Here is a 26055-nt window from a genome sequence, read left to right on the forward strand (position 1 = left end):
ACCGCCCGATAGACGGCGTCTATCGTCGACGGCGTGGAGATCCGGGAACTGCGCTACTTCGTCGCGGTGTGCCGCGAACGCCATTTCGGGCGCGCGGCCGAGGCGCTGTACATCAGCCAGCCCTCCCTCAGCCACGCGATCAAGAAGCTGGAAACGCGGCTCGGCGTGCGCCTGCTCGACCGGCACGCCCGCGGCGTCGACCTCACCCCGGCCGGTGCCGATCTGCTGGCCGAGGCGCACAAGGTGCTGCTCGCCGTCGACAGGGCGGCCGCGGCGGTCGGCAAGCACCGCACCGGGAAGGCCGGGACGCTGCGGCTCGGCTTCCAGGCATCGGGCGCGGGGGCCTTGCTCACCGAGATCCGGGCCGCGTTCCAGCGCGACCACCCCGAGGTGACCGTGGTCCCGCGGCGTTACGACTGGGGCCAGGAGGTCGACGCGTTGCGTGCGCGCGAGATCGACATCGCGGTGGTGTGGCAGCCGCAGGACCTGCACGGGCTCGAAAGCCTGCCGCTCACCACCGAGGACCGCTACCTCGGACTGCCCGCGGCGCACCCGCTCGCCACGCGAACCTCACTGTCCATAATGGACGCCAAAGAGGTGCCGCTGACCTGGACGAGGCAGGCCCCGCCAGCCTGGGTCTCGTGGTGGGCGGTCAATCCTCGCCCGGACGGCAGCCATCCGGTCTGCGGCGCCGAAAACCGCAACGTCGAAGAGCAGCTCGAAAACGTGGCCTCCGGCGCGGGAGCCGCGATCAGCCCCGCCAGCATGACCACCTACTACTCGCGTCCGGACATCCGCTGGGTCCGGTTGCACGACGTCGAACCGCTGCGCATCGATCTCGCGTGGCATCCCGGCGAGCGCGATCCGCTCGTGGCCGAATTCGTGGAGGCGGCGCGTGCCGGGTGCTCGACCCGGTAGGGGTGGTGGCTCGCCGGGCCGGGCCGGGGCAGGATGGGGCTTGACCGATACACCTGGCTTGAGGAGTGAAATGACCGCGATCGCACGCGTCGTCGGACGGCAGGTCCTGGACAGCCGCGGCAACCCGACCGTCGAGGTCGACGTGGAGTTGGCGGACGGTTCGGTCGGCCGCGCCGCAGTGCCCTCGGGCGCGTCGACCGGGACCAACGAGGCGGTCGAACTGCGCGACGGTGACAAGAGCAAGTACCACGGCAAGGGGGTCCGCAAGGCCGTCGCCGCGGTGAACGGGGAGATCGCCGACGCGGTCAGGGGCGTCGAGGCCGAGGAACAGGCCGTCGTCGACCGGACGATGATCGAGCTGGACGGCACCCCGAACAAGGCGAGGCTCGGGGCCAACGCCACGCTCGGTGTTTCGCTCGCGGTGGCCAAGGCGGCCGCGGCGGCGCACCGCCAGCCGCTGTACCGCTACGTCGGCGGCGTGTTCGCGCACGTGCTGCCGATGCCGATGATGAACATCATCAACGGCGGCGCGCATGCCGACAACGCCATCGACTTCCAGGAGTTCATGATCGCGCCGGTCGGCGCGGAGAACTTCGAGGAGGCCGTGCGGGTGGGCTCCGAGGTGTTCCACACGCTGCGCAAGACGCTGCACGAGGCGGGCCACAACATCAACGTCGGCGACGAGGGCGGGTTCGCGCCCAACCTGAGCTCCGCGGACGAAGCGCTGGAATTCGTGGTCGGGGCGATCGAGAAGTCCGGCTACACCCCCGGCGAGGACGTGGCGCTGCTGCTGGACCCCGCGGCTTCGGAGTTCTACGCCGACGGCGTGTACGACTACCAGGGCGAAGGGCGCAAGCGGTCGGTCGAGGAGCACGTCGGCTACCTGACCGAGCTGGTCGGCAAGTTTCCGATCGTCTCGATCGAGGACGCGATGGCGCAGGACGACTTCGACGGCTGGAAGCAGATCACCGACGCCATCGGCGACCGTTGCCAGCTGGTCGGCGACGACGTGTTCTGCACCAACGTCGAGCTGCTGCGCAAGGGCATCGACCTCGGCATCGGCAACTCGATCCTGGTCAAGGTGAACCAGATCGGCACGCTCACCGAGACGCTGCTGACCGTGGAAACCGCCTTCAAGGCCGGTTATTCGGTGGTCATGTCGCACCGCTCCGGTGAGACCGAGGACTCCACCATCGCCGATCTCGCGGTGGCGGTGAACAGCGGGCAGATCAAGACCGGTTCGCTGTCCCGCTCCGACCGCACGGCCAAGTACAACCAGCTGATCCGCATTGAGCAGGAGCTGGGTGCGCAGGCCGAGTACGCGGGCGCCCGCGCGCTCAGCGGTCGTCGCTGACGGCGAGCGAGGGGATCCGCCGAGGACCGGCGGATCCCCTCGCTAGAGCGGGCAGTACATGACGTGGAGGCCGACCCTGCCCAGTGTCGGGTGCTCGAACGCGCCGGGCACGGTGCCGACGATGTGAAAACCCAGGCGCTCGTACACTTTCACAGCGCCCACATTGGACTCGGTGACGGCGTTGAACTGCATTCCGGCGTAGCCGCGGGAGCGGGCCCAGTCGAGGGCGTCAGCGCACAGCGTGCTGCCGACGCCGCGTCCGCGCGCGTCGGCGGCGACCATGAAGCTCGCGGTCGAGATGTGCGAACCGGGACCGGGGCGGTTCGGGCCCATCTTCGCGGTGCCGAGCACCTCTTCACCGTCCACGGCGACAACGGTGCGGCCCGGCGGGCTCTCGATCCAGATCTCGCGGGCGTCCTCGGCCGTCAGGTCCGGGTCGTAGGTGTAGGTGTCCCGCGCCTGCACGACCTCGCGCACGATCGGCCACACCCGCGGCCAGTCGGCGTCGGTGAACTCCCTGATCTCCACGGCAGGCACCTTAACAGCGCGTCAGCGCAGCAGCGCGCGAATTTCGCCGAGGCTCGCGCAGGTGGCGCGCCAGTCACCGCCGGAGATGAAGGCGATCTTTTCCGCGCCCGCTTCGGCGAATTCGGCGATCTCTCCGGCGACTTCGGCGGCCGAGCCGGTGATGAACCGGTCGCGGATGTCGGCGGGGCGGAAGCCGAACAGATCGGCGAAACGGTGCAACGCGTCCTCGCGGGATTTCTCCCCCGCAAGCACTTCCCCGGCCACCACGGCCGCGACCGCCGGGGCGGGGCGGCCGTGTTCAGCGGCGAGTTCGCGCAGCGTTTCCCGGTGCTCGCGCACTTCTACCGGCGTGATCAAGTCGGCCAGCCAGCCGTCGCCGAACCGCGCCGTGCGACGCAGCGCGGCCATCGAGCTGCCGCCGATCCAGATCGGCGGTACCGGGACGGCCGGAGCGAGCTTCAACGGCGCTTCACCGGCCAGAAGTGACGGCAGGTCGGTCAGGAACCGGTCGGTGCGACGGCCGCGACCGGTGATCCCGAGCGCGTCGAACTCGTCACCGCCGCCGAGGCCGACGCCCAGCAGCAGCCGATTTCCGCTGAGGTGCTGGAGCCCGCCGATCTGCTTCGCGGCCCATTCGGTACCCCGCAGCGCGGGCAGCAGCACGCCGAGGCCGAGTTCGATCCGCTCGGTCACCGCGGCGGCCGTGGCCAGTGTGAGGGTGGCGTCGATGATCGGGGTGGCCCCCATCGACAGGTTGTCGCCTGTCCACAACGTGTCCAGGCCGGTTTCCTCGGCGAAGCGGGCGGCCTCGGCGAGGTTCTGCGTGCTCGTGGCGTCGCCGAGGTAGGGCAGGAACAGTCCGATGTCGACGGTCATGACACCACTGTGCACCCTCGACCTAGGTGAAGGTCCAGTCCTTGACCTCCAGTGCGGTGGAGATGTGAATGTGGTGGCAGCACACGAGAAACCCGTGGAGGGAACGATCATGAAGGCAGCGGCGTTCACCACGCCAGGCCCGCCGGAGAACCTCGTCCTGACCGAGGTCGACACGCCGGAAGCAGGCGAGGGGCAGGTGCGGGTGTGGATCAGGGCCGCGGGCGTGCAGCCGTTCGACGCCGCGATCCGCCAGGGCTGGGAGCCGTCGATGGCCGAACTGACCTGGCCGCGGATCCCCGGCAACGAGTTCGCCGGTGTCGTCGACCAGGTCGGGAAAGGCGTCACCACAAGCGAAATCGGTGACGAAGTGCTGGGCTTCACGGTCCTGCGTGCCTACGCCGAGTACATCGTGGTCTCCGCGGACCAGGTCACCCCGAAACCCGCCGAAATGCCGTGGGAGGTGGCGGGTGGGTTGACCGGAGGAGCGCAGACCGCGTACAACTCGCTGGACGCACTGGCTGTCGGCGAGGGGGACACGCTCGTCGTGCACGCGGCCGCGGGCGCGGTCGGCACCATCGCCGTCCAGCTCGCGAAACTGCGCGGTGCCACCGTGATCGGCACGGCCAGCGAGGCGAACCAGGACTACTTGCGGGGTCTCGGCGCCACCCCGGTCGTCTACGGCGACGGGCTGCTCGACCGGCTGCGGGAGGCCGCGCCGCAAGGGATCGACGCCGCGCTGGACGGTGCCGGGGGCGCCGCGCTCGACGCGTCGCTGGAGCTGGTGAAGGACCGCGACCGCATCGTCACGTTGTTCGAACACGCCAAGGCCCCGGAACTCGGCATCAAGACATCACCGGCGATTCGCACCGCGGCCAGGCTCGCCGAGATCGCCGCGCTCTACGCGGACGGCAAGGTGACCGTCCACATTCGACGGACGTTCCCACTCGCCGAGGCCGCGGCCGCGCACCGGGAGATCGAAACCGGGCACGGCCGCGGAAAGCTGGTGCTGGTGGTCAACGGCGACTGACCTTCCGCACGACTCCCCTGACCACCAGCGGCGTGACGATCGCGACGAACAGCACCAGCGCCGCCCACGCGCCGAAACCGCCGAACCCGTCGCTGCCGTACGCGGCGGGTTCGGCCGCGCGCCAGTTCTTCGAGCCGCCGTTGGCGAGGTCCTCGTCGGAGCCGCCGTTCGCGTCGGCGGTCGCGATCCCGGCGTTCTGCGATGACGCGGACGCGGCCGGTCCGGCGGCCGCGGTCTTCTGGGGATCGCCGCTGTGCCCGCCGTTGGTCAGTTTGTCGACACCGCCCAAGGCGATGAACGGGTCCGGCGGGCTCGACGCACCGGCGCCGAGGCTGCCGTGGAACGTCGGGTTCGCGCAGTTGCCGGGGTTGAGCTGTTTCGGGGGCTGCCCGGTCATGCGCGAGATCGAGTTCATCATTTCCTGCGAAAGGTTCGGTGGCAGTGGTGAGAACCCGATGGCCGCCATGTTGATCTGGCCCTGGCAGGCGATGTGGTCGAGGAATCCCGACATGGTCTCGGTCTTGCCCGCTTCGGAATACCCGGAGCGGCAGGTGTCGCGATCCGGGGTGGCGTTGCACGGTGTCATCACGTAGGAATACGCCGAGATCGGGTAGGTCTTCGGATCGCGGTTGGCGTAGACGCCGCTCAGTTCCTGGCTCAGGTCAGGGCGGAGGTGCGCGCCCCGCAACGCGGCCGCGATGTTCTCCGCGTAGGGCTGCACCCACGCACCCGAGGCGTTCTGCACCCAGACGCTCTGCACCCCGTACAGCTTGGCGTAGGCGAATTCGTCGTAGCCGATCGTCCACTGCTGACCGCCGATGAACTCCGCGATCTGCGAGGAGTTCGCGAGGAACTGCATGTTGTAGCCCGCGATCCCGGCGCCCTCCAGGTTGATCGGGCGGGTGTCGGGGAGGAACTTGCCCATCCCGGAGCGCTGCATGAACGTCGTGTACGGGCCGGGGGCCGCGTGCGCGATGTAGTCGTAGAACAGCGCCGTGGTGCCGGAGTTGCCGCTGCGCACGACGAGCCGGATCGGCTGGTCCGGCAACGCCTTCCCGCCGTTGGTCGCGCTGATCGCCGGGTCGGACCAGCGGGTGATGTCGCCGGTGAAGATCCGGCCGATGGTCGCCGCGTTGAGGTGCAGGTAGTCGACGTGGCGACCGGACGCGTCGGCGACGTTGTACATCACCGCGGTGGCGCCCGCCACGTCCGGCACGTACTGGAACCCGCGTTCGCGCGTGGGCTGGCCGCCGACGCCCGCCGCTTCGAGCGAGCTGACCTCGGCCTCGGTGCCGCCGAAATCGGCCGTCCGCAGGCCGTACCTGCCGATGCCGTCCGGTGAGTTCGTCGGGGTGTAGTCGACCGGCAGGCCCTTGGTCTTCGCGGCGCCCTTCCAGTCGTCCATCGCGGGGCCGACGTAGCTGGACCCGAAGCCGAACACGCTCGTGGCCGCGGCCGCCGCGGGGGCGAGCAGCACCTGGCCCGCGAGCACCAGTCCGGTGCACACCAGCGCGGCGAAGGTGGAACGTCTCATCGGATTCCCTCGCTCAGCCGAAGCGGCCGTTGACGTAGTCGTAGGTGCGCGGGTCGTCGGGTTCGGCGAAGATCTTCTCGGTCGGGCCGTGCTCGATGACGCGGCCGGGCTCGTTCTCCGCGGCGAGGAAGAACGCGCAGTGATCGGAAACCCGTTGGGCCTGCTGCATGTTGTGCGTCACGATCACCACGGTCACCTCGTGCCCGATCTCCGCGATCGTCTGCTCAACGCGCCGGGTCGAGGTGGGGTCGAGCGCCGAGCACGGCTCGTCCATCAGGAGCACGTTGGGCCGCACCGCGAGCGACCGCGCGATGCACAGGCGCTGTTGCTGGCCACCGGAAAGCGCGCCGCCGGGGGAGCCGAGCCGGTCGCGCACCTCGCGCCACAGCCCCGCGCGTTCGAGGCTCTGCTCGACGAGCGCTTCCTTGTCGTCGCACTTGAGCCCGGCGAGCTTCAGCCCGGCGAGCACGTTGTCCTTGATGGACATCGCGGGGAACGGGTTCGGCTTCTGGAACACCATGCCGACCCGCAGGCGCACCTGCTGCGCGCGCGTGCCGTCGGCGTAGATGTCCTGGCCGTCGAGCAGCACCTCCCCGGCGAGGCTCGCGCTCGGCACCAGTTCGTGCATCCGGTTGAGGATCCGGAGAAAAGTCGACTTCCCGCAGCCGGACGGGCCGATCAACGCGGTGACTTCCTTGGCGGGCATCAGCAACGAGACGCCTTCGAGCACCAGCCGGTCGCCGAACCAGGCACCGACGTCCCGCGATTCGAGCGTCGCGGCGCCGACCGGCGGCCCGCCGATCAGGCGCACCTCGCGCGTGCTGGCGGCGGGCCCGTCGGCGTACTCCGCGTCGAGGTAGTCGATACCGTCCATTATGGACGTATCAGTGGATTCGGTCACCGAGTCTCCCTGGTCCTCGTCCTGCGTGGCTTGCGCGTGGTGCGGTTGCGCCCGACGATCCTGGCGAGCGCGAACAGCACGAAGATGATGATGATCAGCACGAGCGCGCCGACGTACCCGCGTTCGCGCTGGGCCTCCACCGAGGTCTGCACGTACCGGTAGACGAACAGCGGCAGCGCTTCCTGCTGCCCGACGAACGGATTGAGGTTCAGCAGCGTCGACCCGGCCGCGGTGAACAGCAACGGCGCGGTTTCCCCGACCACGCGGGCGATGCCGAGGATGATCGCGGTGGTGACACCGGTTCTCGCGGTCGGCAGCACCACCGACCACACCGTCCTCGCCCTGCTGGCCCCGAGTGCGAGGGACGCTTCGCGAAGACCGTCGGGGACGAGCCGGAGCACCACGTCGACGGTGCGCGTGACGGTCGGCAGCATGACCACGGTGAGCGCGATGCAGGCCATGAAACCGCTGTAGTTGAAGAAGGACGACCCGCGCACGGCGCCGGGGATGATGAGCGCGGCATACACGAAAAGACCGGCCACAATGGACGGAAGGCCGCTCATCGCGTCGACGAAGATCCGCACCGGCTTGCGCAGGCGCGACCGGGTTTCGTTCAGGAAGATCGCGGTGAGCAGGCCGAGCGGGACGACGAACAGCAGTGCCATCGCGGTCTGTTCGAGCGTGCCGATGATCGCGTGCTGCCCACCGCCCTTTGTGGACGGGTCCACAGGGGACACCGCGGACTGGTCCTCGACGAAGAAGTTCAGCCGGAGATGCGGCGCGCCCTTGACCACGATGTAGACGAGCAGGAACAGCAGCGGCACCAGCAGGCCGAGCGCCCCGGTGAACACGATCGTGGTGACCAGCCGGTCCATCGCGGCGAGCTTGCCGAGCCGGTCGCGGAAGACCAGGTACAGCATGCCGAGGAAGAGCGCGTAGGCCACGACGAGATCGGCGAGCCAGCCGGGGGAGTCGAGCAGCAGGTGCAGCACGAACCAGGTCAGCAGGCTCGCCGAGGCCGCGCAGCCGATCGTGACGAGCCGGTCTTCCGGGGTGCTGGCGGCGGTGCGGCGCTTCACCTTCGGCGCACCGCGCACCGGTACCGGTTTGTCGAGCAAGGTCGCCATCAGGCATCCACTCCCGCCCCGGAACGGCTCCGGGAAATGATGATCGACGCGGAGAAGTTCGTCGCCAGGGTGAACAGGAACAGCACCAGGCCCGCCGCCATCATCGCGTTGAGCCCGAGCCCGGAGATCCCGGCGTTGTGCGCGATGAAGCCGGAAATCGTGGCACCGCCGCTTTCTAGCACGTGCGTGACGATCGCGGGAAGTTGGGGCAGCAGCAGGGAAACCGCGATGGTTTCGCCGAGCGCGCGGCCGAGGCCGAGCATCGCGCCGCCGACGATCCCGCCTCGTCCGAACGGCAGCACGACCGAACGCACCATGCCCCACCGGGTTCCGCCGAGCGCGAGCGCCGCTTCCTTTTCCCCCGGCGGGCTCTGGGCGAACACCTCGCGGATGATGGATGTGGTGATCGGCAGGACCATCAGCGATACCACCAAACCCGCGACGAACATCGATTGCGTGAGCGTCGCGTTCTGCTGGGTGGCGAACAGCGGGATCCACGAGAAGTTCCGGCTCAGCCACGCCGCGACCGGTTCCACCTGGGGCGCCAGGAAGCTGAACCCCCACAGGCCGTAGAGCAGGCTGGGGATCGCGGCGAGCAGGTCGACGAGCCCGGTCAGCAGCCCGCGCAGCCGGGCGCCCGCGTAGTTGGTGATGAACAGCGCGGCGAGGATGCTGATGGGCACCGCGACGAGCACCGCGACCAGTGCGACGGTGATGGTGCCGGTCAGCATGCCGAGCACGCCGAAGACCGGGGAGTCCGCGGTGGTGTTGAACTCGACCGTGCTGAAGAAGCCGAACCCCGCGTAGTGCAGTGCCGGTGCGGCTTGCAGCGTCAGGAAGAACCCGATCACCACCAGCAGCACGAGCACGGTGATACCGCCGCCGGTGGTCACTCGCCGGAAAGCTTTGTCCACACGGGACGGTGCGTCGGTGATCGGCCGCTTGGCCGGTGGCGGTTCGCCCGCGCGGGCCGTCGTCGTGGTCACGGCAGGTCGTCCTTCGTTCTCGGTCGGGGATTTTCGGCAGGACCAGGAGGACCTCGCCCCCCGACGGCCACCGAAAGTATGCGAGCGGAGGCGGCGCCATAGGTGTGCGGACGGTGAACGCCCGACGGGGCGGTGGTGAATCCACCGCCGAACGGCCGGTTCTTCGTTGACCTTCGGCGTCGGAATGGCCGACCGTGGGTGCCACGCCGACCGGCCGTGTCTGCCGGTGCTCGCGCTCGATCCTGGTTCCGAGAGGGAGAAGTCCTGTGGGGAGATCCGCCGTGAAGCGGGTGTGCTTGGTCGTGCTGTGCGCGGTGCTCGGCACCGCGTGGCTGGCCGTGGTGAACACGGCGCAGGCGGCGCCCGCGTACACGATCAGCACGCAGCCCGGTGACCTGTCGAAGGTGCGCGACGGCGACATCGTCAAGATCAGCATCGCTGGTCTGCCCGAGGGCGCGCAGGTGCAAGCGTCGCTGTGCCCGAAGGAGCTTCGGGACAGCCAGGTTCGCAACCGGACCCCGTTAACGCGGTACACCGCGTACTGCCGATTCGTGCAGGGCGCGCAGAGCCTGTCCCGGAGCCTGCCGATCGCCGATCAGCCGCGCGACGGTGCCACCCACATGGTCGACATCGACTACCCGGTTTCGCGAGGCGAAACCGAGCCGGTCTCCGTCCAGAACGATCCCGAGTACTCGGAGATGTACGTCGACGAGCACGGCAACGTCGTGCACGTGCCGAACCCGAAGAAGTACTCGTACCGGTGCGACGAGGCGAACCCGTGCGCGATCTGGCTCAAGATCGTCGTGCCGCACCCGAACGCGAAGGCGGACATCACGCTGGACGGGAGCATGGTGGTGGCCCCGGGGGAGAACACCGGTCTGCCACCGGGGTGCAAGGACCCGGTCGCGGGTGCCGCGGTGACCACCGCGCTGCCCGAGCGGATGGCGAAATCGACGTCGTCGTGGAATTCGCTGCTGTGCTCACCGACCCGAGCGCCGAGCGTGATGCAGCCACTCGCGACCCGTGAGGGCGAAGTGCTCGCCGGGTTCGACCGGGGAGCCCGCGATCTCGCCTTCACCGGTAGCGGTACCGCTCTCAGCACGGACAAGCGGCGCGAACGGGTATTCGTGCCGACGGCACTGAACGCCGTCGTGCTGGTCGCGGTCGGCAGGCAGCCGAAGGGGGTCAGCGACCGCGGATATCCGTTTCTCGGCCCGATCAAAGACGCTCTGAAGTTCAGCCTCGACGACGTAGCCGATCTCGTCTCCAAGCGGCGGATGGATGGCAATACCCCCGGTTCGGTGATGGCGGACGGCTCCGCGCTGGTCGAGCGGAACCCGGTGCTCAAAGCGATGTATCCGCACCACCGGCTGATCTACGAATTCGGGCTCAGCGGGCTCGCCGGCCCGGACACCGGCCCGCTGCTGCTGAGCGACCTGCTCACCACGGAGGCATCGGCGCACTGGCAGTTCAAACGCGGTACCGAGCCACCGGTACCGGTCGGGAGGGTCACCGACTACCTGCGGCTCAACGCGGGGGCGGGAGTGGACGTGAACGTCAACACCGCGCCGACCCGGAGTGATCTGCGCAAGCAGCTCGACAACCTCACCCAGGGGTTCTGCCCGGGTGGTTCGAGCCAGCCGTGCGCCGGGTACGTGCTGACCGATCTGGCGACGGCGACCGAGTACGGCTGGACACCGGTGGCCCTGCGCAACGCGTCGGGGGAGTACGTCGCGCCCACCCCGGCCTCGATGGCGGCGGCCGCCACCCACTTCGCCGACGCCGGTGACGGCACGGTGCGGCCCGGTGCCACCGGCGCGGACCGGAACGCGTACCCGCTGACCTTCGCCGAATACGCGGTGGCGCCGAAGAACCCGCTCGTCGACGGTCCGTGCAAGCCGAGAAAGGAAGCGCAGCAAGCTCTTTCGGCGGTGCTGCGGACAGCGGTCGATCCCGGCGGGCAAGGCGCGCTCGGGCCGGGGCTCGTCCCGTTGCCGGAGCCGCTCGCGTCCGTGGCGAAGGACCGGCTCGCCAAAGTCGGTTCGGGAGCCCTCGCCGACGCGTGCAAGGAAAAGGACGAGCTGAAGAACCCGCCGCGGGGCGCTGGTGTGGGCGGCCCCGGCGGTGACGGCGGCGCGGTGCCCCCGAGCGGCGTCCCAGGAGGCTCCGGCCCCGCCGCGGGCGCGGGTACGGGAGCGGCGAACGGCTCGCCGACCGGCGCGCCGGCACAAGCGCCGACGCCCGCCAGCGTGCAGGCCGCGAAGAACCTGGCGGCCGCCGTGTCGATCCCGCCGTTCCCCGGCTCGGGGCTCCTCGGCCCGCTGATCCCGTTGCTCGCCTTGGTGTTCCTCACGATCCTGCCGTCGGCTACCGCGTACCTGGCCGCCGGCCGACCCGTGCCGCCGTGGCTGGCGAGGACGACACGGCGGCTGGGCGGCGCGGCGAGCAGGCTCGGTGATCGCGTTCGTGGCGGCCGGTTCGTACCCGCCGGAGATCGCGCGTGAGCGTCCACACCGAAGGCAGGCACGCCGCCACCGACGACGAACCGACCGACGTCCTCATCCACCAGCTTCCCCCGGAAGACCCGCCGCCGGAACCGGAGTACGAACCGGCCGAAGCCCGGTTCGGTCCACTGTGGATCACCGGGGTGGTGGTCGGCTGGGTGCTGACCTCGCTGCTGTGCTTCGCCGTGGTGGTCTACGCGCTGGGGCCGATGATCCAGAACAGCGACCAGCGGGCCGCGCTCACCGACATCCGCGGGCAGATCGACCGCGCGCTCGGCGAGACGCAGAGCCTCCTCGGTGCCACCACACCGAAGAAGCCCGCCGAATTCGGTACACCCGTCGCGGTCGTGGAGTTCCCGACGCTGGCGCTGCACCAGGTCGTGCTGGAAGGTGTGGCCCCTGGCCAGACCGCGTCCGGGCCGGGGCACGTTCCGGGGACCTCGGGACTCGGACAGCCGGGCAATTCGGCCGTCGTCGGCCGCTTCTCCGGATACGGCGGGCCGTTCGCGAGGCTCGCGGAACTGCGTCCTGGCAACGAAATCGTCGTCGCGACCACGCAGGGCAAATCGGTCTACCGGGTCACCGAGACCGCGGAACGCCCGCTCGACGAGAGCAAGGACTACGGCAAGACGGGCGACGACAGGCTGACGCTCGTCACCTCGACCTCGTGGTGGCCGCTGGCCTCCGAGACGGCCACCGTCGTCACGGCGGTCCTCGACGGCAAGCCGTTCTCGCCGACTCCGCAGAACGGCAAGGCGGACGCGCAGGACGGCCGCACCGGAGACACCAGCGCCTGGCCGACATTGGTGCTGGCACTGGGCGGGTTCGCCGCCGTGGCCGTCGGCGCGACCTGGCTCTACCGCCGCTGGCGTCCGGTTTCGAACTACGTCCTGACCGCACCCGCGATGCTCACGCTTGCCACGCTCGCGGCCATGGCCCTGTGGCGCCTCTTGCCCGCCTGGGCCTGAAAACCCCTACCTGAAAAGGAATCCGCTGTGAACCGATGGGAACGCCGCGCCGAAGTCCGCCGCCGGAGAGCCGCCGCGGCCCGTCGCGCGAAGATGGCCTGCCTCGCCGCGGGCTCGCTCGCGCTCGTGCCGTTCGTCGGAGGTGGTACCGCCGTCGTTCCGGTCGCGCTGGCGGCGCAGCAGGCGCCGTCCGTTCCGATGCACGACGCCGACGGCAGTGTCGCCGCGCAGACCTCGCCCTCGCCGGAACTGCTTGCGATCGCGGGTGACGCGCAGCTGCTCGCCCAGCAGGCAGGGCCGTCCGCGGACGTGCCGATCGTGCCGCTCGGTGCCCCTTCGGGCACCGGTGGATCGGGTGCCGGAATCCCGGCACCCGTGCTGGCGGCCTACCAGCGCGCGGAGCGCTCGCTCGCGCAGAGCGCGCCGTCGTGCCACGTGTCGTGGGCCCTGCTCGCGAGCATCGGCCGGATCGAGTCCGGGCACGCGCGCGGCGGACGCGTCGACGCCACCGGGCGGACGCTCACCCCGATCCTCGGCCCACTGCTCAACGGCTCCGGCGGGTTCGCCGCGATCGCCGACACCGACGGCGGCCGGTACGACGGCGACCCGGTGTGGGACCGCGCGGTGGGCCCGATGCAGTTCATCCCCAGCACCTGGGCGGGTTATCTCGGTGACGGTGTGCAGGACCCGAACAACGTCAACGATTCGACCGTCGCGGCGGGCCGCTACCTGTGCGCCGGTGGAGGAGACCTGAACGATCCGCAGCAGCGCGCGAAGGCGGTGTTCCGGTACAACCACTCGGACGATTACGTGCGCACGGTGCTGCTGTGGGCCGACGCCTACGCGCACGGGGTGACCGCCGTCCCGGTCTCCGGCTCGCCGTCGCCGATGGCCGCGCCGGTGCCGCCGCCTGCTCCCGTCACGCACCCGGCTCCGGGCCCGGTGCCGCCGCCCGCACCACCGGTCGGTCCCGTGGGGCCGGTACTGCCGCCGGTCGGGCCGAAGCCGCCAACGAAGCCGCCGACCGGTTCGCCGACCGGCTCGCCGACATCCAAGCCGCAGACGAGCGGGTCGCCTTCCTCGTCGCACTGCGCCACGCCGTCGAGCACGTCCTCGATGCCGAGTTCCACGACGGCGAGCACCACGCCTTCACCCACCTGCTGATCTGTCCGTTTCGGACACTTTTGCACCAGGGCGCCTTCCCAGGATATGGGCGTCCACACGGTTTCCCGACTTTGGTGGGTGTCCGGCACCGCGCCGGTTTCTTAGGTTTTGAGCAGGTCGCACCCGCCCAGGGTGTGTCGGGGCCTGTCACTTCCAGGGAGTCCATTCATGGTGCGGTTGAACCGTGTCACCCGCTACGCGGTGCCGTTGGCTGTCGGCGCCGTTCTCCTTTCCGCCTCCGTGTCCGTCGCCGCGCCGTCGCAGGCCGATTCCGACGCCGCGCGGACCGAAACCGGGATCAGCGCGCTGCAGGGCATCAAGCAGACGCTGAGCCCCGCCGAACGGAAGCAGGCCAGTTCCCTCGTCGTCGAGAAGCGCCTGCGCGCCGACCAGGGCCTCGCGAAGAAGCTGCCCGACTACCGCACCTCCGTGCCGGTGTCCGGCGCGGGCACCGTCTCGGTCGACATCACCGCTGCTGGTACCGGACAGGAACTCGCGCGCGCGGTCATCGCGTCCGGCGGCACCGTGCGGGCGAACACCGGCGGTTCGGTGCGCGCCGAGCTGCCGCTGACCGCGGTCGACGGGATCGCCGCGCGGACCGACGTCGCCGAGGTGGCCCCGGCAGGGCAGGCGATGACCTGGCGCGAGCAGGCACCGCAGACCGGTTCCGCCCGCCAGCAGCTTGCCGCGAACGCCGTCGCCGCCGCCACAGTGTCCGAAGGGGACAAAGCGCACGGTGCGGATGCCGCGCGCACCAAGTACGGCGTGTCCGGCAAGGGAGTCAAGATCTGCGTGCTCTCCGACGGCGTCGACTCGCTCGGCAAGTCGCAGTCCTCCGGCGAACTGCCCACTGTGGACGTCCTTTCCGGACAGAAGGGCAGCGGCGACGAGGGCACCGCGATGCTGGAGATCGTGCACGACCTCGCACCCGACGCGACACTCGGCTTCGCCACCGCGTTCACCAGCGAAGCCAGCTTCGCCGCGAACATCAGGGCGCTGCGGAACACGGGCAAGTGCCAGATCATCGTCGACGACGTCGCCTACTTCGACGAATCGCCGTTCCAGGACGGCCCGGTCGCGCAGGCGGTCAACGACGTGACCAAAGCGGGCGCGCTGTACTTCTCGTCCGCGGGCAACTCGGGCAACCTCACCGACGGCAGCAGCGGCTACTGGGAGGGCGACTACCGCGACTCCGGCCAGAAGCTGAGCGGGATCTCCGGTACCGCGCACGACTTCGACCCCGGTTCGGGCACCCAGCTCTACGACCCGCTTTCGGCCGGTTCGCTCGGCAAGCCGGTGACCCTGTTCTGGTCGGACCCGTGGGGCAAGTCGAACAGCGACTACGACCTGTACGTGCTGAACGCCTCCGGCAGCGTCGTCGCGTCCAGCCAGGACCCGCAGGACGGCTCGCAGAACCCGTACGAGATCACCCAGGTGCCGAGCACCGGCTCCGGCTACAAGGTCGCCGTGGTGAAGTACAGCGGAGCCGACCGGTTCCTCGCGCTCAACGTGATCCGGGGCCGTTTCACCGCTTCCAATGGTTTGAAGGCCTTCAGCACCGCGGGCGTGACTTCGGGCCACTCGGCGGCCGCGGCCGCGTTCAGCGTCGCCGCGGCACCGGCCGCCGCCGCGTTCGGGCGTCCGCTCGAAACCGGTGACCCGGCGAACCCGACCGGCCCGTTCCCGTCGACGTTCAGCGCGTCGAGCAAGTGGGAGCGGTTCAGCTCCGACGGCACGCGCAAGCAGTTCTACAACGCCGACGGCACCGCGATCACGCCGGGCAACGTGTCCAGCACCGGTGGCGCCGTGCGCCAGAAGCCGGACATCACCGCCGCGGACGGCGTGACCACCACGGTCACCGGGTTCCAGCCGTTCTTCGGCACCTCGGCCGCGGCACCGCACGCCGCGGCGATCGCCGGGCTGCTGCTGTCCGGCAAGCCGACCGCCACCCCGGCGGACATCCGCTCCGCGCTGGTGTCGAGCGCGACCGATCTCGGCGCGCCCGGCTACGACACCGTGACCGGCAAGGGCGTGATCCTCGCCGCGCCCGCGCTCGCCGCGCTGGGCGTGCCCGCGAAGTAGCGCACTGGAACGAGCGCGGGGCCCGGTGGCGTGCTGCCACCGGGCCCCGCTTTTCCGTAGTGCGAGGGGTCAGGACTTGTCGCAGGTGACACCGGTGGAGTCGGCGGCGAGTGGCTTGAAGCCGAAGTGCTTCAAGGTCGCGTCGAGATCGCCGTTACACAACGGGCTCGGGCCCGCGTCGTCGAAGCCGACGCCGCGCAGCGCCTGGCCGTAGGACTTCGAACGGTTGTCGAGTACGTGGTATACGGTGCGGGCGCCGCGGAAGCCGTCGGTGAACGCCGGGGCGTAGTCGCCGGAGGTGCCCGAAACGGGAGCGGCGTCGGAGCCGGCGCCGGTGAGCGTGCCCGCGAAGAAGCCAGCGCGCTTGTCACTGACCGCGTTGTTGCCCTGGGCGACCCACTGGGCGATGGAGTACGGGGCGATCGCGGTGTCGCGGTCGGCGGCCGGGATGGTGTCGCCCTCGTTCTCCTGGAACCGGTTGACCGTCACCGGCTTGGTGGTCGGGTCGAAGCCGAGCACGGTGCCGGTGAAGAACGCCAGCGTGCCCGAGTTCACCTGGGGGAGGTAGATCTTGATCGGGGCGTTCTTGCCACCGACCTGGCTCCAGTTGGTGATGGTGCCGCTGTAGATGCCGCGGAGCTGGGTGAGCGTGAGGGTGCGGCCCGCACCCGCGCCCGTGCCGGACGCGGACCAGGTCACGCCGTCCTTCGCGAACCCGTAGTACTCGAAGCTCGCCGGGTCGGTGGCCGCCCGGCCCGAGGACGAACGGGCGATGTCGATCGCGCCGGTACCGGCGTCGGCGGAGGCCTTCAACGCGGCCTTGCCCGCTCCGGAGCCGTTCGGGGGCAGGTTCCCGGGGTTGGTGTAGGTGACGGGGCCGGCGAAGGCGTCACCGGGGACCGTGAACGAGCCGTTCGGCGGGAGCACCGGCGGCACGTTGACGAAGTTGTCCGGGTCGGTGTTGCCGGGGTGGCTGTTCGCGGCGGTGAAGATCGCCCCGGTCACGTCGAAGATGGTGTCCGAGCCCGCGGCGGCCAGCACCTCCTTGAGACCGTTGGGATCCGGCACCGCGGCGGCGGTACCGGCCAGCAGGACGCACGCGCCCGCGGTGAGGGCGGCGGTGCCGAGAAGTCGAGTCGTACGAACTCGCATGTTCACTGCGCTCTCTTCCTGTTCTCCGTCTTGCCACTGAACAGTGTCGTTTTTCGACGACGTGTGGCTCACCCAATTCCGCCGGATCAGCCTGGCCGGATCAGGTGCTTTTCGTTCCCGCCCGACGGCACGTCGGTTAAGCACCGACGAATGCACGGACCGTAGTTGCCGGTCACCGAAGCGGCGCCTCGGGAGAATCGACCTTATATTTCGTTCGCCAGTCCGCTATGCTCGCGCTGCCGGTGAGCACGACGGCGCCGGGAGTGGCCGCGAGAAAGCGCTCCAGTCCGTGTTTCGCCTCGATTTTCCGGCCGTAGGCGTGGCTGGCCATGGCCAGGAGTTCCGCGTCGGCGTACAGCAGCCACCGCCACTTCCCGCCGCTGGCATGGCTGAACTCGGCGCGTGTCTTCGCCAGGTTCTCCTTGAGCCACTGAATTGCGGTGAGACATTCTTGCGGGCCCCGATAGCTGCCCGCGCCGGTGCCGAGTGACGCGTTGTTTCCGCCCAGTAACCGCCAGCGGACTTTGTCATTCGCTGCACCGATCAGTTGAAATCTCGGCGTTTTCGTCATTCCCCGCCTGTCCGGTTCGCATCCGCGGGTGGAAAAGTCCGCCCGTTCCCCCGCCGGGTAAATCGTCGCCCCGGCGCGCGGAAGTTACCGTCTACGGTGAAGGCGCGACGGCCACGAAGTGAACGTTGCGAGGCGAATCGGACGAACGGAGTAGGGCATGGCGATCGCGGTGGTGACCGGGGCGGGATCCGGCCTTGGCAGGTGCATCGCGCGGGCGCTGCTCGGCGACGGCTACCGGGTGGCGCTGGCGGGGCGCAGGGCGGACGCGCTGCACGAGACCGCGGGCGCCCACGACGGCGCGCTGGCGGTGCCGACGGACGTCAGCGACCCGGCACAGGTCGAAGCGCTGTTCGCCGCCGCACGCGACCGCTGGGGGCGGGTGGACCTGCTGGTGAACAACGCGGGCGGGTTCGGCCCGTCCGGCGACATCGCCGACATCGCCGTCGACGACTGGCGCGCCACCGTAGACGTGAACCTCACCGGCTCGTTTCTCTGCGCCCGCGAAGCCGTCCGGGTGATGAAGGCGCAGGACCCGAGGGGCGGCCGGATCATCAACAACGGCTCGATCTCCGCGCACGCGCCCCGGCCGGGCAGCGTCGCCTACACCGCGACCAAGCACGCGATCACGGGGCTGACGAAGTCACTGTCCCTGGACGGGCGCGCCTACGACGTGGCGTGTGGCCAGATCGACATCGGCAACGCCGCGACCGACATGACCGCCGGGATAGCCGAAGGCGCGCGGCAGGCCGACGGCCGCACCATGCCGGAGCCGACGTTCGACGCCGAACACGTGGCCGCGGCCGTGCTCTACATGGCCGGCCTGCCGCTCGACGCCAACGTCCAGTTCCTCACCATCACCGCCACGGCGATGCCGTATATCGGCCGTGGATGACCTCCGCGTAGCCGCTGGGACACGAGCAAGAGCCTTCTGGTCCCCATGGTGGCAGGTTTCGAGGTACTTTGGGAGGGTGAAGCGCCGAGCGACCGAGGACCCGACCCGCGTGGGTGGCCCGTCCCGTGTGCTTGCTCTTGCGAATATTCCCAGCTCAGCGGGCGTCCGCACCCTCAGAAGATCAGGTGTGTAACTCTCCGGCCGCTTGCGCCGATTAGACTCGCTGAGACGGTTCGACACCGCGCCACGCGGGTCCGCACATCGGGGCAGTCGAGCTGGCTGGCCCTCGTAGCTCAGCTGGATAGAGCAAGAGCCTTCTAATCTCTAGGTCGCAGGTTCGAGTCCTGCCGGGGGCACCACCAGGGAAAACGCTGTCGGCGGTACCGTCGCGGCGGTTGTACAGCTAGAGATTTCGTCGGGTGCGGGGGCCTCCTGCACCGGCTGCGAGTGTCCGATGACGGCAGGTTCGTTCGTCCGGTGAGCCCCATGCGTGTCCTGACCGCCCAGCTTCCGCCGTATCCCGACAGCGCCGACAAGATCGTGACCACTGGGAGTGCGGTGATCATGCTGGATGGCGCGTCGGCGTTCGTCCCTGTGCCGGTGCCCGTTTCGGATTACGCCGACCACCTGGCGCGGTGTTTGCGACGCGGTCTTCAGCGGGACCCGAAGTGTGAGCTGGTCGGGCTGTTGGCCGAGGGAATCGACGCCACGGCGAGGCGTTTCGGGTTGACGCCGGGGGAGTCGCCGTCCAGCACGGTGACCATCCTGCGCGAGTTGGATGGCTGTGTGGAGGTCGTGATGCTGGGGGACAACCTCGTGGTGTTCCCGGATGCCGAGGTGACCGACAGCAGGATGGATGAACTCGACCTCGCGCCGAGGCGGGCGTACCAGGGTTACCTTGCCGCTGGGGGAGGGTACGACGAGACGCTTCGAAGCCTGCTGAAGGAACTTCAGACTGAGCAGGCCGAACGGCGGAACCGTCCCGGTGGCTACTGGATTGCCGAAGCAGACCCGTCCGCGGCCGAACACGCGGTACAGGTTCGCCGAACCATCGAAACCACGCCATGGGCAGTGATGTCCACGGATGGCGCGTACAACACGATGCGCCATCTTGGACTGTCCAACTGGGACTCCCTGATTCAGTCCTCATCGGACAGTCTTGCCGAGCTGCTTGGGTGGTGCCGTCGTTGGGAAGCGGAGAACGATCCGTCCGGCGAACACCTGCCCCGTGCGAAGCGGCACGACGACAAGTCCATCGCCGTCGTTCGGTTCGACCGCGGCTGAAGGTTGAAAAAAACAAGTACTCACTCTTGAATTTCAAGCGTCGGTCCAGCATGGTTGGGCCATGCGTTCCTACGGTCACTACTGCGCGGTCGCGAAAGCTCTGGACGTGATCGGCGACCGCTGGACCCTCCTGGTGGTCCGCGAGCTTCTCCTGCAGGGCGGGTGCCGCCACGCCGACCTGATGGCAGGGTTGCCCGGAATCGCCACCAACCTGCTCAGCGACCGACTGCGAAAGCTCGAGGCGAACGGGCTGGTGAGCCGAGAGGTGGCGGCTCCGCCGGTGGCCGCCACCCTCTACCACCTGACCGACGCGGGCCGGGACCTGCGGCCGGTCCTTCGTGCGCTCGGCTTCTTCGGCGCGAGGTACATGCCCAACCCCACCGGCGACGAGGAGATCCGCAGCCACTGGGTGGCGTTCCCGGTCGCGGAGTTGGAGTTCATCGAGGACGCCCAGCCCGACGGACCACCTGTGGTCATCGAGATCCGAGTCGGGGACAGGCCCACTTTCCTCGAACTGAGCCACGGCGAGCTGCGATCGACGTTCACCGCTTCCCGAGCACCCGATCTCGCGCTGGAAGGCCCCGCACCACTCGTCCTCGGGGTGCTCACCGGGCAGCTCAAGCTGACACAGGCTCGTCAGCTGGGGTTGCACACCGAGGGGTCGACCGCCCCGCTGCGGCGACTTCGCTACCTCGTCCCGATAACCGAATCGGAGGTCAAAGCATGACCACGCGACAGTCCGCGGGCGAACGTCCACCGTGGGTCGTCGACGCCCTTTTCCCCTTCACGAGCCGCTTCGTCGACGTCGACGGCCACACCATCCACTACGTGGACGAAGGGTCGGGCCCGACGCTGCTGTTGCTGCACGGCAACCCGACCTGGTCGTTCGAGTACCGCGACGTCATCCGCGCCCTGCGGGAGGAGTTCCGCTGCGTCGCCGTCGACTATCCCGGCTTCGGGCTGTCGAGCGCGGCACCGGGCTACCGGTACCTGCCCGAAGAGCACGCCCAGGTCGTCACCGCCTTCGTCGACAGCTTGGCCTTGAGCGGTGTCACCCTGGTGGCCCATGACTGGGGCGGTCCCATCGGCCTTGCCGCCGCCCAACAGCGGCCCACCGCCTTCGAGAGCCTGGTGCTGGCCAACACCTGGGCCTGGCCGATCGGGGACCTGCCCATCAAGGCCATCTCCCACCTGTTCGGCAATCCCTTGGGACGGTTGCTGGTCCGGCGATTCAACCTGTTCGTCAACGCGATGATCCCGGTCGGGTACGGGCGGCGGAAGCCGACCGCCGCCGAGATGGCCCACTACCGGAAACCGGCCACCGTCCCCGACGCGTCGGCGGTGCTCCCCGGGCGCATCACCGCCAGCCGCGACTTCCTCGCCGAAATCGAGGCCGGTCTCGCCGACCTCGCGTCGCTGCCGACGCTCATCGTGTGGGGCGACGCCGACTTCGCCTTCCGGGCCAAGGAACGACAGCGCTGGGAGGACACCTTCGCCGACCACCACACCGTCATCGTCGAAGGCGCCGGCCACTTCGTGCAGTCCGATGCGCCCGAGGAGTTCGCGGCGGCGATCCGCGGCTGGCGGAAAACACCGGAAGAGTCGTAATGGCCTACGACGAGCACCTTGCCGACCGTGTCCGGGAGTTGCTGGCGCCCGGCTCGCCGGTGACCGAACAGAAGATGTTCGGCGGACTCGCCTTCCTTGTCGCGGGCAAGATCGCCGTGGCGGCGAGCAGCCGAGGCGGCCTTCTGGTGCGGGTCGACTCCACGCGCGCCGACCGTCTCCTCGCGACCACCAACGCGCGCCCGATGGAGATGAACGGCCGAGTGATCCAAGGCTGGCTCCATGTCGACGGTGACGACCTGCGTACCAAGCGCCAGCTGACCCGATGGATCGAGATCGGCACCGCAACCGCGGAAAGCTTGCCCGCCAAGGGATTCGGTCGACGATGAGCGCCTCAAGTCCCGATGACGGCCGGGTCCGCTCGGGCGCGCAGGAACCGCCAGGACAGGTAGACGCAGAAGCCCAATGCGGGTGCACCGCCCAGCAGGGTGGCGGCGATGCCGAGCGGAGCCAGGGCACCGGCCAGGTACAGCGGTAGCAGCACCATCGTCGCGATGCCGTACTTCGCCAGGAAGATCGCCGTGCACGCTTGATAACGCCGTCGCCGTGCGGGGTCTCGCCGCCAGCCGAACCGGCCACCGCGTGCCGCCCCGATCGCCAACCCGATCACCGGCCACCGCACCAGAATGGACACCCCGAACACCGCACCCCCGGCCACCTGCCAGAGCAGGGTCGGAAGGTAGAAGTCGACCGCGTGCCCGGTACTCCCGGCCAGCAACGCGGAAGCCCCCACGATGATCAGCCCGACCGCTGACTGCCAGTACTTCCGGTCGGTGAACACCCGAACCACGGCGAACACCACCACGCCACCGACAGCCACCAGCGCGGCGGTCGAAACCTGGCCGGTCACCAGATAGGCGACCAGGAACAGCACCCGCGAGGCGACTCCTTCGGCGACCGTGCGCCAACCGCCGACCGCGGCGAACAAGGACAACGACTTCTGGGTCAGCAGGCTGAAACTCATGCGCCCGCCTTCGTCGCGACCGGCGCGGAGAAGGTGTTGCGGCGCATAGTGTTCTCGTAGACGCCGATCGCGTCGATCAGGTCGAGCCGGCCGTGATAGGTCTGGACCAATGACTCGCAGAGGTGGTGCGCATCCCGCATCGCCAGGTTGCCGCCGAAACCCGGAGCCAGGTGGATGGCGTCACCGATGACCGTCACCGGGCCGGCGGGCCAGCCGGGTATCGGCGGGATCGTCCCGCCGCGCAGTGCGCGCGTGCTGTCCGGCCATGCCTCGGCGACGACCGACCGCAGGGCCGGGGGCAGGTCCGCGGTCAACTCCTTGGCGCGGCGCCACACCGCGGCCGGTGATCCGGCCGAACCGAGCTGTTCCCGGGTGATCGGCAACGCCCACATCACGTAGTCCTCGACCTGGGCGACCGCGTTGAGCGGTAAGGCGGGCAACCACCGCTGCCGCGCGGCCACCGGCGACTCGGTGAACCGCAGCGCGCCCAGCACCATCATCGTGCCGTTCACCCGCACGCTGGCGGGGCTGTGGCCGATCAGTTCGAGCAGCCCGGTATCGGCCACCGCCCGCAGGGCGGTCGCGCCCATGAGCATGCGCCGTCCCGTGTTGACCACCCTCGCGTGCGGCAGGTACTGACGGCGGACCGCCGACCCGATCCCGTCCGCGCCGACCAGCACGTCCGCCGTGTCGGTGCCGCCGTCGGCGAACCACGCACGGACCGTACCGTCGGCTCGCTGCTCGAACCGCGTGAACTCCGCCCCGAATCGGACCACGTCCTCCAGGCCCGTCAGCAGGACCGCGCGCAGCAACGGACGATGGACCTGCCGCCCCGGCCGCGCCCGGCCAGCCACGCCGTCGGACGGCTGAGCGCCCGCGACGGTGAGCGCTCCGTCCACTTCGGACAACGTCAGGGTCTGCTCGCGTGGCCCGCCCATCGTGGCCTCGACCATCGCGGCGTGTGCCGAAGGCAGGCATGCCCGCAGTGCTTCGGTGCCTCGGTCGTCGACATGGAGGCTCACGCCCTGCGTACGTACCAGCGGGTCGTCTCGCTCGTACACGGCGACGTCGATCCCCGCGCCGCGCAACCCCTGCGCCAGCGTCAATCCGGCCAAACCGGCGCCGACCACGATCACCCTCATCCCGGCCCCTTTCTTCATCACTGATGAAGTTCACGCTACCGAGCTTTGGCAGGAAACTCCACCAACGATGAAGAAATCTCCGATAGACTCGTCCGGTCATGGCAGAACACAGTTCCCCCGCACGGCCCGGCCGCTGGCGAACCGGTGCGGAGAGCAAGCAGCGGATCCTGGACACGGCACGCGCGTTGTTCGGCGAGCACGGCTACGGCGGCACCACGGTGCGCGCGATCGCTGCCGGCGCGGGGGTCGATCCGGCGATGGTGTTCTACTTCTTCGGCACCAAGCAGAGCCTGTTCGCCGCGGCGATCGAGATGTCCGCTCAGGTCCCGCCCGCCCTCGAATCGATCTTCACCGGCGGCCTCGACGGCATCGGCGAGCGCATGATCCGGACGCTCCTGGAGAACATGGACGCCTCGGGCCGCACCCCGCTCGCGCTACTCACCCGGTCGCCCCAGGCCGACGGCCAGACCGAAACACTGCTTCGCGAATACATCGACCGGGAAATCACCGGCCGGCTGGCGGCACTGCTCAACGGCCCGGACGCCGCGTTCCGGGCCGGCATGGTCAACGTCCAGCTCTTGGGCCTCGCCGTGGCGCGCTACCTCGTACGGATCGAACCGATCGCGTCATCGTCCGTCGACGAACTGGTCAGCCGGTTCGGGCCGCTCGTGCAGCACTGCCTGACCGGGCCCTGAGCCGCCGCGTCCGAGCTGGAGCTGGCGGCCGGGATCGGCGAACTGCCGCTGCCACGCGATTTCGTCCACTGCCAGCCATTCCTCGCCTGCCACGGTCGTCGGAGTCACGCCGGTGAACGCCCGGACGTCTCGATGCAGGTGGGACTGGTCGACGTAGCCGCTGTCCGCCGCGACCCTGGCCGCGCCTTCGCCAGCGGCCAGGCGATGGGCGGCGTGGTCGAAGCGGACCAGTCTCGCGGCGCGTTTCGGGGGCAGGCCGATCTGCGACCGGAACCGGGTCCACAGGCGCTTGCGGCTCCACCCGAGCTCGTCGGCCAGTGCGTCGACCTGGACCCGGCCGTGGCTGCTGGCGATCCGGTCCCAGGCCCAGCTCACCTGGGGGTCTGCCGACGGCCCTGTTGCTGTCCGCCGGGCGAGCGCCACCTCCACCAACGCGAAGCGGTCCCGCCACGACGTGGCATCGCCGAGCCGCTGGCAGATCCGTGCCGCGTCCTGGCCCCACAGGTCGTCGAGCGCGACCGCGGCACCGTCCAGCTCCGCCGGGGAGACGCCCAGTACGGTGCGGGCGACCGTCGGCGCCAGGCGGACCTGCACGCACTCGACGTTCTCGCCCCGCACGCGGATCGCGTCGTGCATGAACCCGACGACCAGGTTTCCCCGCTGCTCACGGCCGGTGGCGACGTCGACGACGAGCGGGCCGTCACCGAACGCCAGTGCCAGTGTGACCGCCGGGTGCGGCACCGCGCGCACGTCGACCGAGCCCGCGCCGCGGCTGCGGAACCCGGCCATGCCGACGCCCGCAATCCGTCCGGGCCCCGCGGGCCGTGCGACCTCCCACGCGGCCAGGTGCTCGTGCGCGGTGGATCGCATCGCCCCATGCTACGGGGCACCGGCCGGAACATTCGCCCAAGACGCCCTTTCGACTGTCCAAAGAGGACGATCGGTGTCGGATCGCCTCGCCGGTCAGGCGTGCTGACACGGCGGCGATCAGTCGTCGTCGGGCTCGAGCGCCGCGGCTGCTTCCCGGTGTTCCGGCGGTGGGCGGCGCGGCTCGCGGACGCCGCCAGGATCCCCGTCGTCGGTGACCCAGACGGTCACCGTGCCCCACCGCGCCAACTCGGTTCCGGCCGAGGGGAGCTGGGCCACGACGCGGCCGTTCGTCAGCGGGTGGGGGCTGTCGGGATCGGGTCCTTGCAGGAGCAAGCCGGCGTCATGACCGGAAAGCCATGCGTCGAGTGCTTGTTTCCCCGCGAAATCCGGCACCACGACCGGCCGCGCGTCCCGTGAATGTCCGTCTGCCAACGCTTTCACCCGCAGCCAGGGTACCGCGAGCCGGTTGCCAGGTGAAGACCGAGATCAGGGCAGGTGGGAAAGCACGTTGACGACCGTGCCGCCGGGATCTTCCACGAAGAAGCGGCGCACGCCCCACGGCTCGTTGGTGCGGGGGTAGGCGATGCGCAATCCGCGCCGCACGGCCTCGGCGTGCGCCGCGTCGACCGCCGCCGCTCCGTCGACCTCGATCCCGAAGTGCGGCGAAGGGTACTCGGCTCCGTCCGGGATGACGATGACCTGCGCCGTGGGATTGGCCGGGGACCGCAGGCACAGGACCGGATCTTCCATGGCGATCTCGAGCCCGAACATCGCGACGTAGAAGTCCCGGGACGCGGCAAGGGCTTTTCCGTTGGCGTAGGGGTGAATTCTCCTGATCATCGGCACAGCGTCGCAGTCACGGCCACCGGCTGGCTTGGACGAATGGGAAG

At 69.6% G+C, this 26055-nt stretch carries 26 protein-coding genes and 1 tRNA gene; 14 read left to right on the plus strand and 13 right to left on the minus strand.

Annotation, left to right across the window (positions count from 1 at the left end):
- The first annotated feature begins 33 nt into the window (after nt 1-33).
- On the plus strand, nt 34-918 hold the full coding sequence (locus tag HUW46_RS34350) for a LysR family transcriptional regulator (RefSeq protein ID WP_215542897.1): 885 nt from the start codon (nt 34-36) through the stop codon (nt 916-918).
- 70 nt (nt 919-988) lie between these two features.
- Nucleotides 989-2272: a phosphopyruvate hydratase gene (eno, locus tag HUW46_RS34355; protein WP_215542898.1), complete on the plus strand. Its 1284-nt coding sequence runs from the start codon at nt 989-991 to the stop codon at nt 2270-2272.
- Nucleotides 2273-2314: 42 nt separating this feature from the next.
- Here the strand turns inward: eno and HUW46_RS34360 are convergent, their stop codons facing one another.
- Together HUW46_RS34360 and HUW46_RS34365 are read right to left on the minus strand one after the other, a co-directional pair.
- Nucleotides 2315-2800 carry a GNAT family N-acetyltransferase gene (locus HUW46_RS34360; RefSeq protein ID WP_215542899.1) on the minus strand — a complete coding sequence of 162 codons (486 nt, stop codon included), beginning with the start codon at nt 2798-2800 and terminating at the stop codon, nt 2315-2317.
- A 21-nt stretch (nt 2801-2821) separates the two neighbouring features.
- On the minus strand, nt 2822-3676 hold the full coding sequence (locus HUW46_RS34365) for an LLM class flavin-dependent oxidoreductase (RefSeq protein ID WP_215542900.1): 855 nt from the start codon (nt 3674-3676) through the stop codon (nt 2822-2824).
- 109 nt (nt 3677-3785) lie between these two features.
- Here HUW46_RS34365 and HUW46_RS34370 point away from each other — a divergent pair, with 109 nt between their 5' ends.
- Complete coding sequence (locus HUW46_RS34370; protein WP_215542901.1) at nt 3786-4703, plus strand: NADP-dependent oxidoreductase; 918 nt, start codon at nt 3786-3788, stop codon at nt 4701-4703.
- Here HUW46_RS34370 and HUW46_RS34375 read toward each other — a convergent pair.
- The 4 genes from HUW46_RS34375 to pstC all read right to left on the minus strand — a co-directional run bounded on the left by HUW46_RS34375 (nt 4690) and on the right by pstC (nt 9251).
- Nucleotides 4690-6237, minus strand: a complete 1548-nt coding sequence (locus HUW46_RS34375; protein WP_215542902.1) for a substrate-binding domain-containing protein — start codon at nt 6235-6237, stop codon at nt 4690-4692. The genes HUW46_RS34370 and HUW46_RS34375 overlap by 14 nt on opposite strands.
- Before the next feature lie 13 nt (nt 6238-6250).
- Nucleotides 6251-7042, minus strand: a complete 792-nt coding sequence (locus tag HUW46_RS34380; RefSeq protein ID WP_215550285.1) for a phosphate ABC transporter ATP-binding protein — start codon at nt 7040-7042, stop codon at nt 6251-6253.
- Between the two features lie 92 nt (nt 7043-7134).
- Nucleotides 7135-8265, minus strand: coding sequence for a phosphate ABC transporter permease PstA (gene pstA / locus HUW46_RS34385; RefSeq protein WP_215542903.1), 1131 nt, complete (start codon nt 8263-8265; stop codon nt 7135-7137).
- A complete protein-coding gene (gene pstC, locus HUW46_RS34390) occupies nt 8265-9251 on the minus strand; it encodes a phosphate ABC transporter permease subunit PstC (RefSeq protein WP_215542904.1) in 987 nt (328 codons plus the stop codon). The genes pstA and pstC overlap by 1 nt, the downstream gene beginning before the upstream one ends.
- A gap of 551 nt (nt 9252-9802) precedes the next feature.
- Here pstC and HUW46_RS34395 point away from each other — a divergent pair.
- From HUW46_RS34395 to HUW46_RS34410, 4 genes are all read left to right on the plus strand, one after another.
- Nucleotides 9803-11755 (plus strand): hypothetical protein, encoded by a 1953-nt coding sequence (locus HUW46_RS34395; RefSeq protein ID WP_215542905.1) that lies wholly within the window; start codon nt 9803-9805, stop codon nt 11753-11755.
- A gap of 128 nt (nt 11756-11883) precedes the next feature.
- A complete protein-coding gene (locus HUW46_RS34400; protein WP_254126671.1) occupies nt 11884-12723 on the plus strand; it encodes a sortase in 840 nt (279 codons plus the stop codon).
- Nucleotides 12724-12750: 27 nt separating this feature from the next.
- Nucleotides 12751-13887 (plus strand): lytic transglycosylase domain-containing protein, encoded by a 1137-nt coding sequence (locus tag HUW46_RS34405; protein ID WP_254125167.1) that lies wholly within the window; start codon nt 12751-12753, stop codon nt 13885-13887.
- Between the two features lie 168 nt (nt 13888-14055).
- Nucleotides 14056-15969: a S8 family peptidase gene (locus tag HUW46_RS34410; RefSeq protein ID WP_215542906.1), complete on the plus strand. Its 1914-nt coding sequence runs from the start codon at nt 14056-14058 to the stop codon at nt 15967-15969.
- A 69-nt stretch (nt 15970-16038) separates the two neighbouring features.
- Here the strand turns inward: HUW46_RS34410 and HUW46_RS34415 are convergent, their stop codons facing one another.
- The gene (locus HUW46_RS34415; RefSeq protein ID WP_215542907.1) at nt 16039-17121 is read right to left on the minus strand and encodes a substrate-binding domain-containing protein; all 1083 of its coding nucleotides are present in this window, start codon (nt 17119-17121) and stop codon (nt 16039-16041) included.
- 172 nt (nt 17122-17293) lie between these two features.
- Nucleotides 17294-17692, minus strand: coding sequence for a DUF1508 domain-containing protein (locus HUW46_RS34420; RefSeq protein ID WP_215542908.1), 399 nt, complete (start codon nt 17690-17692; stop codon nt 17294-17296).
- A gap of 157 nt (nt 17693-17849) precedes the next feature.
- Between HUW46_RS34420 and HUW46_RS34425 the strand changes: the two genes are divergently transcribed.
- The 6 genes from HUW46_RS34425 (at nt 17850) to HUW46_RS34450 (ending at nt 21823) form a co-directional block, all read left to right on the plus strand.
- A complete protein-coding gene (locus tag HUW46_RS34425) occupies nt 17850-18584 on the plus strand; it encodes an SDR family oxidoreductase (protein ID WP_215542909.1) in 735 nt (244 codons plus the stop codon).
- A 282-nt stretch (nt 18585-18866) separates the two neighbouring features.
- Nucleotides 18867-18943: transfer RNA gene (locus tag HUW46_RS34430), tRNA-Arg, on the plus strand.
- A gap of 127 nt (nt 18944-19070) precedes the next feature.
- On the plus strand, nt 19071-19868 hold the full coding sequence (locus HUW46_RS34435) for a hypothetical protein (protein WP_215542910.1): 798 nt from the start codon (nt 19071-19073) through the stop codon (nt 19866-19868).
- 61 nt (nt 19869-19929) lie between these two features.
- Nucleotides 19930-20595: a winged helix-turn-helix transcriptional regulator gene (locus HUW46_RS34440; RefSeq protein WP_215542911.1), complete on the plus strand. Its 666-nt coding sequence runs from the start codon at nt 19930-19932 to the stop codon at nt 20593-20595.
- Nucleotides 20592-21476, plus strand: a complete 885-nt coding sequence (locus HUW46_RS34445; protein WP_215542912.1) for an alpha/beta fold hydrolase — start codon at nt 20592-20594, stop codon at nt 21474-21476. The genes HUW46_RS34440 and HUW46_RS34445 overlap by 4 nt, the downstream gene beginning before the upstream one ends.
- Nucleotides 21476-21823 (plus strand): TfoX/Sxy family protein, encoded by a 348-nt coding sequence (locus HUW46_RS34450; protein WP_215542913.1) that lies wholly within the window; start codon nt 21476-21478, stop codon nt 21821-21823. Before HUW46_RS34445 ends, HUW46_RS34450 begins: the two co-directional genes overlap by 1 nt.
- A 5-nt stretch (nt 21824-21828) precedes the next feature.
- On the opposite strand, the gene HUW46_RS34455 is transcribed toward HUW46_RS34450, so the two are convergent.
- Nucleotides 21829-22458: a DUF3159 domain-containing protein gene (locus HUW46_RS34455; protein WP_215542914.1), complete on the minus strand. Its 630-nt coding sequence runs from the start codon at nt 22456-22458 to the stop codon at nt 21829-21831.
- Nucleotides 22455-23600: an FAD-dependent oxidoreductase gene (locus HUW46_RS34460; RefSeq protein WP_254125169.1), complete on the minus strand. Its 1146-nt coding sequence runs from the start codon at nt 23598-23600 to the stop codon at nt 22455-22457. Before HUW46_RS34460 ends, HUW46_RS34455 begins: the two co-directional genes overlap by 4 nt.
- A 98-nt stretch (nt 23601-23698) precedes the next feature.
- On the opposite strand from HUW46_RS34460, the gene HUW46_RS34465 reads away from it, so the two are divergent.
- A complete protein-coding gene (locus tag HUW46_RS34465) occupies nt 23699-24295 on the plus strand; it encodes a TetR/AcrR family transcriptional regulator (RefSeq protein ID WP_215542915.1) in 597 nt (198 codons plus the stop codon).
- Here the strand turns inward: HUW46_RS34465 and HUW46_RS34470 are convergent.
- From HUW46_RS34470 to HUW46_RS34480, 3 genes are all read right to left on the minus strand, one after another.
- The gene (locus HUW46_RS34470) at nt 24227-25165 is read right to left on the minus strand and encodes an AraC family transcriptional regulator (protein ID WP_215542916.1); all 939 of its coding nucleotides are present in this window, start codon (nt 25163-25165) and stop codon (nt 24227-24229) included. The two genes, HUW46_RS34465 and HUW46_RS34470, sit on opposite strands and share 69 nt — an antisense overlap.
- 117 nt (nt 25166-25282) lie before the next feature.
- On the minus strand, nt 25283-25606 hold the full coding sequence (locus HUW46_RS34475; protein WP_215542917.1) for a PASTA domain-containing protein: 324 nt from the start codon (nt 25604-25606) through the stop codon (nt 25283-25285).
- 45 nt (nt 25607-25651) lie between these two features.
- A complete protein-coding gene (locus HUW46_RS34480; protein WP_215542918.1) occupies nt 25652-26005 on the minus strand; it encodes a VOC family protein in 354 nt (117 codons plus the stop codon).
- Nucleotides 26006-26055: the final 50 nt, after the last annotated feature.

The organism is Amycolatopsis sp. CA-230715 (assembly GCF_018736145.1).
In the GTDB taxonomy this organism is placed as follows: domain Bacteria; phylum Actinomycetota; class Actinomycetes; order Mycobacteriales; family Pseudonocardiaceae; genus Amycolatopsis.

What these genes read in the sequence shown, in the direction of transcription:
- eno (WP_215542898.1), top strand. Translation starts at nt 989, where the DNA reads ATGACCGCGATCGCACGCGTCGTCGGACGGCAGGTCCTGGACAGCCGC.
- HUW46_RS34365 (WP_215542900.1), bottom strand. Translation starts at nt 3,676, where the DNA reads ATGACCGTCGACATCGGACTGTTCCTGCCCTACCTCGGCGACGCCACG.
- HUW46_RS34370 (WP_215542901.1), top strand. Translation starts at nt 3,786, where the DNA reads ATGAAGGCAGCGGCGTTCACCACGCCAGGCCCGCCGGAGAACCTCGTC.
- HUW46_RS34375 (WP_215542902.1), bottom strand. Translation starts at nt 6,237, where the DNA reads ATGAGACGTTCCACCTTCGCCGCGCTGGTGTGCACCGGACTGGTGCTC.
- pstA (WP_215542903.1), bottom strand. Translation starts at nt 8,265, where the DNA reads ATGGCGACCTTGCTCGACAAACCGGTACCGGTGCGCGGTGCGCCGAAG.
- HUW46_RS34410 (WP_215542906.1), top strand. Translation starts at nt 14,056, where the DNA reads ATGGTGCGGTTGAACCGTGTCACCCGCTACGCGGTGCCGTTGGCTGTC.
- HUW46_RS34415 (WP_215542907.1), bottom strand. Translation starts at nt 17,121, where the DNA reads ATGCGAGTTCGTACGACTCGACTTCTCGGCACCGCCGCCCTCACCGCG.
- HUW46_RS34420 (WP_215542908.1), bottom strand. Translation starts at nt 17,692, where the DNA reads ATGACGAAAACGCCGAGATTTCAACTGATCGGTGCAGCGAATGACAAA.
- HUW46_RS34425 (WP_215542909.1), top strand. Translation starts at nt 17,850, where the DNA reads ATGGCGATCGCGGTGGTGACCGGGGCGGGATCCGGCCTTGGCAGGTGC.
- HUW46_RS34435 (WP_215542910.1), top strand. Translation starts at nt 19,071, where the DNA reads ATGCGTGTCCTGACCGCCCAGCTTCCGCCGTATCCCGACAGCGCCGAC.
- HUW46_RS34440 (WP_215542911.1), top strand. Translation starts at nt 19,930, where the DNA reads ATGCGTTCCTACGGTCACTACTGCGCGGTCGCGAAAGCTCTGGACGTG.
- HUW46_RS34445 (WP_215542912.1), top strand. Translation starts at nt 20,592, where the DNA reads ATGACCACGCGACAGTCCGCGGGCGAACGTCCACCGTGGGTCGTCGAC.
- HUW46_RS34450 (WP_215542913.1), top strand. Translation starts at nt 21,476, where the DNA reads ATGGCCTACGACGAGCACCTTGCCGACCGTGTCCGGGAGTTGCTGGCG.
- HUW46_RS34455 (WP_215542914.1), bottom strand. Translation starts at nt 22,458, where the DNA reads ATGAGTTTCAGCCTGCTGACCCAGAAGTCGTTGTCCTTGTTCGCCGCG.
- HUW46_RS34460 (WP_254125169.1), bottom strand. Translation starts at nt 23,600, where the DNA reads ATGAGGGTGATCGTGGTCGGCGCCGGTTTGGCCGGATTGACGCTGGCG.
- HUW46_RS34465 (WP_215542915.1), top strand. Translation starts at nt 23,699, where the DNA reads ATGGCAGAACACAGTTCCCCCGCACGGCCCGGCCGCTGGCGAACCGGT.
- HUW46_RS34470 (WP_215542916.1), bottom strand. Translation starts at nt 25,165, where the DNA reads ATGCGATCCACCGCGCACGAGCACCTGGCCGCGTGGGAGGTCGCACGG.
- HUW46_RS34480 (WP_215542918.1), bottom strand. Translation starts at nt 26,005, where the DNA reads ATGATCAGGAGAATTCACCCCTACGCCAACGGAAAAGCCCTTGCCGCG.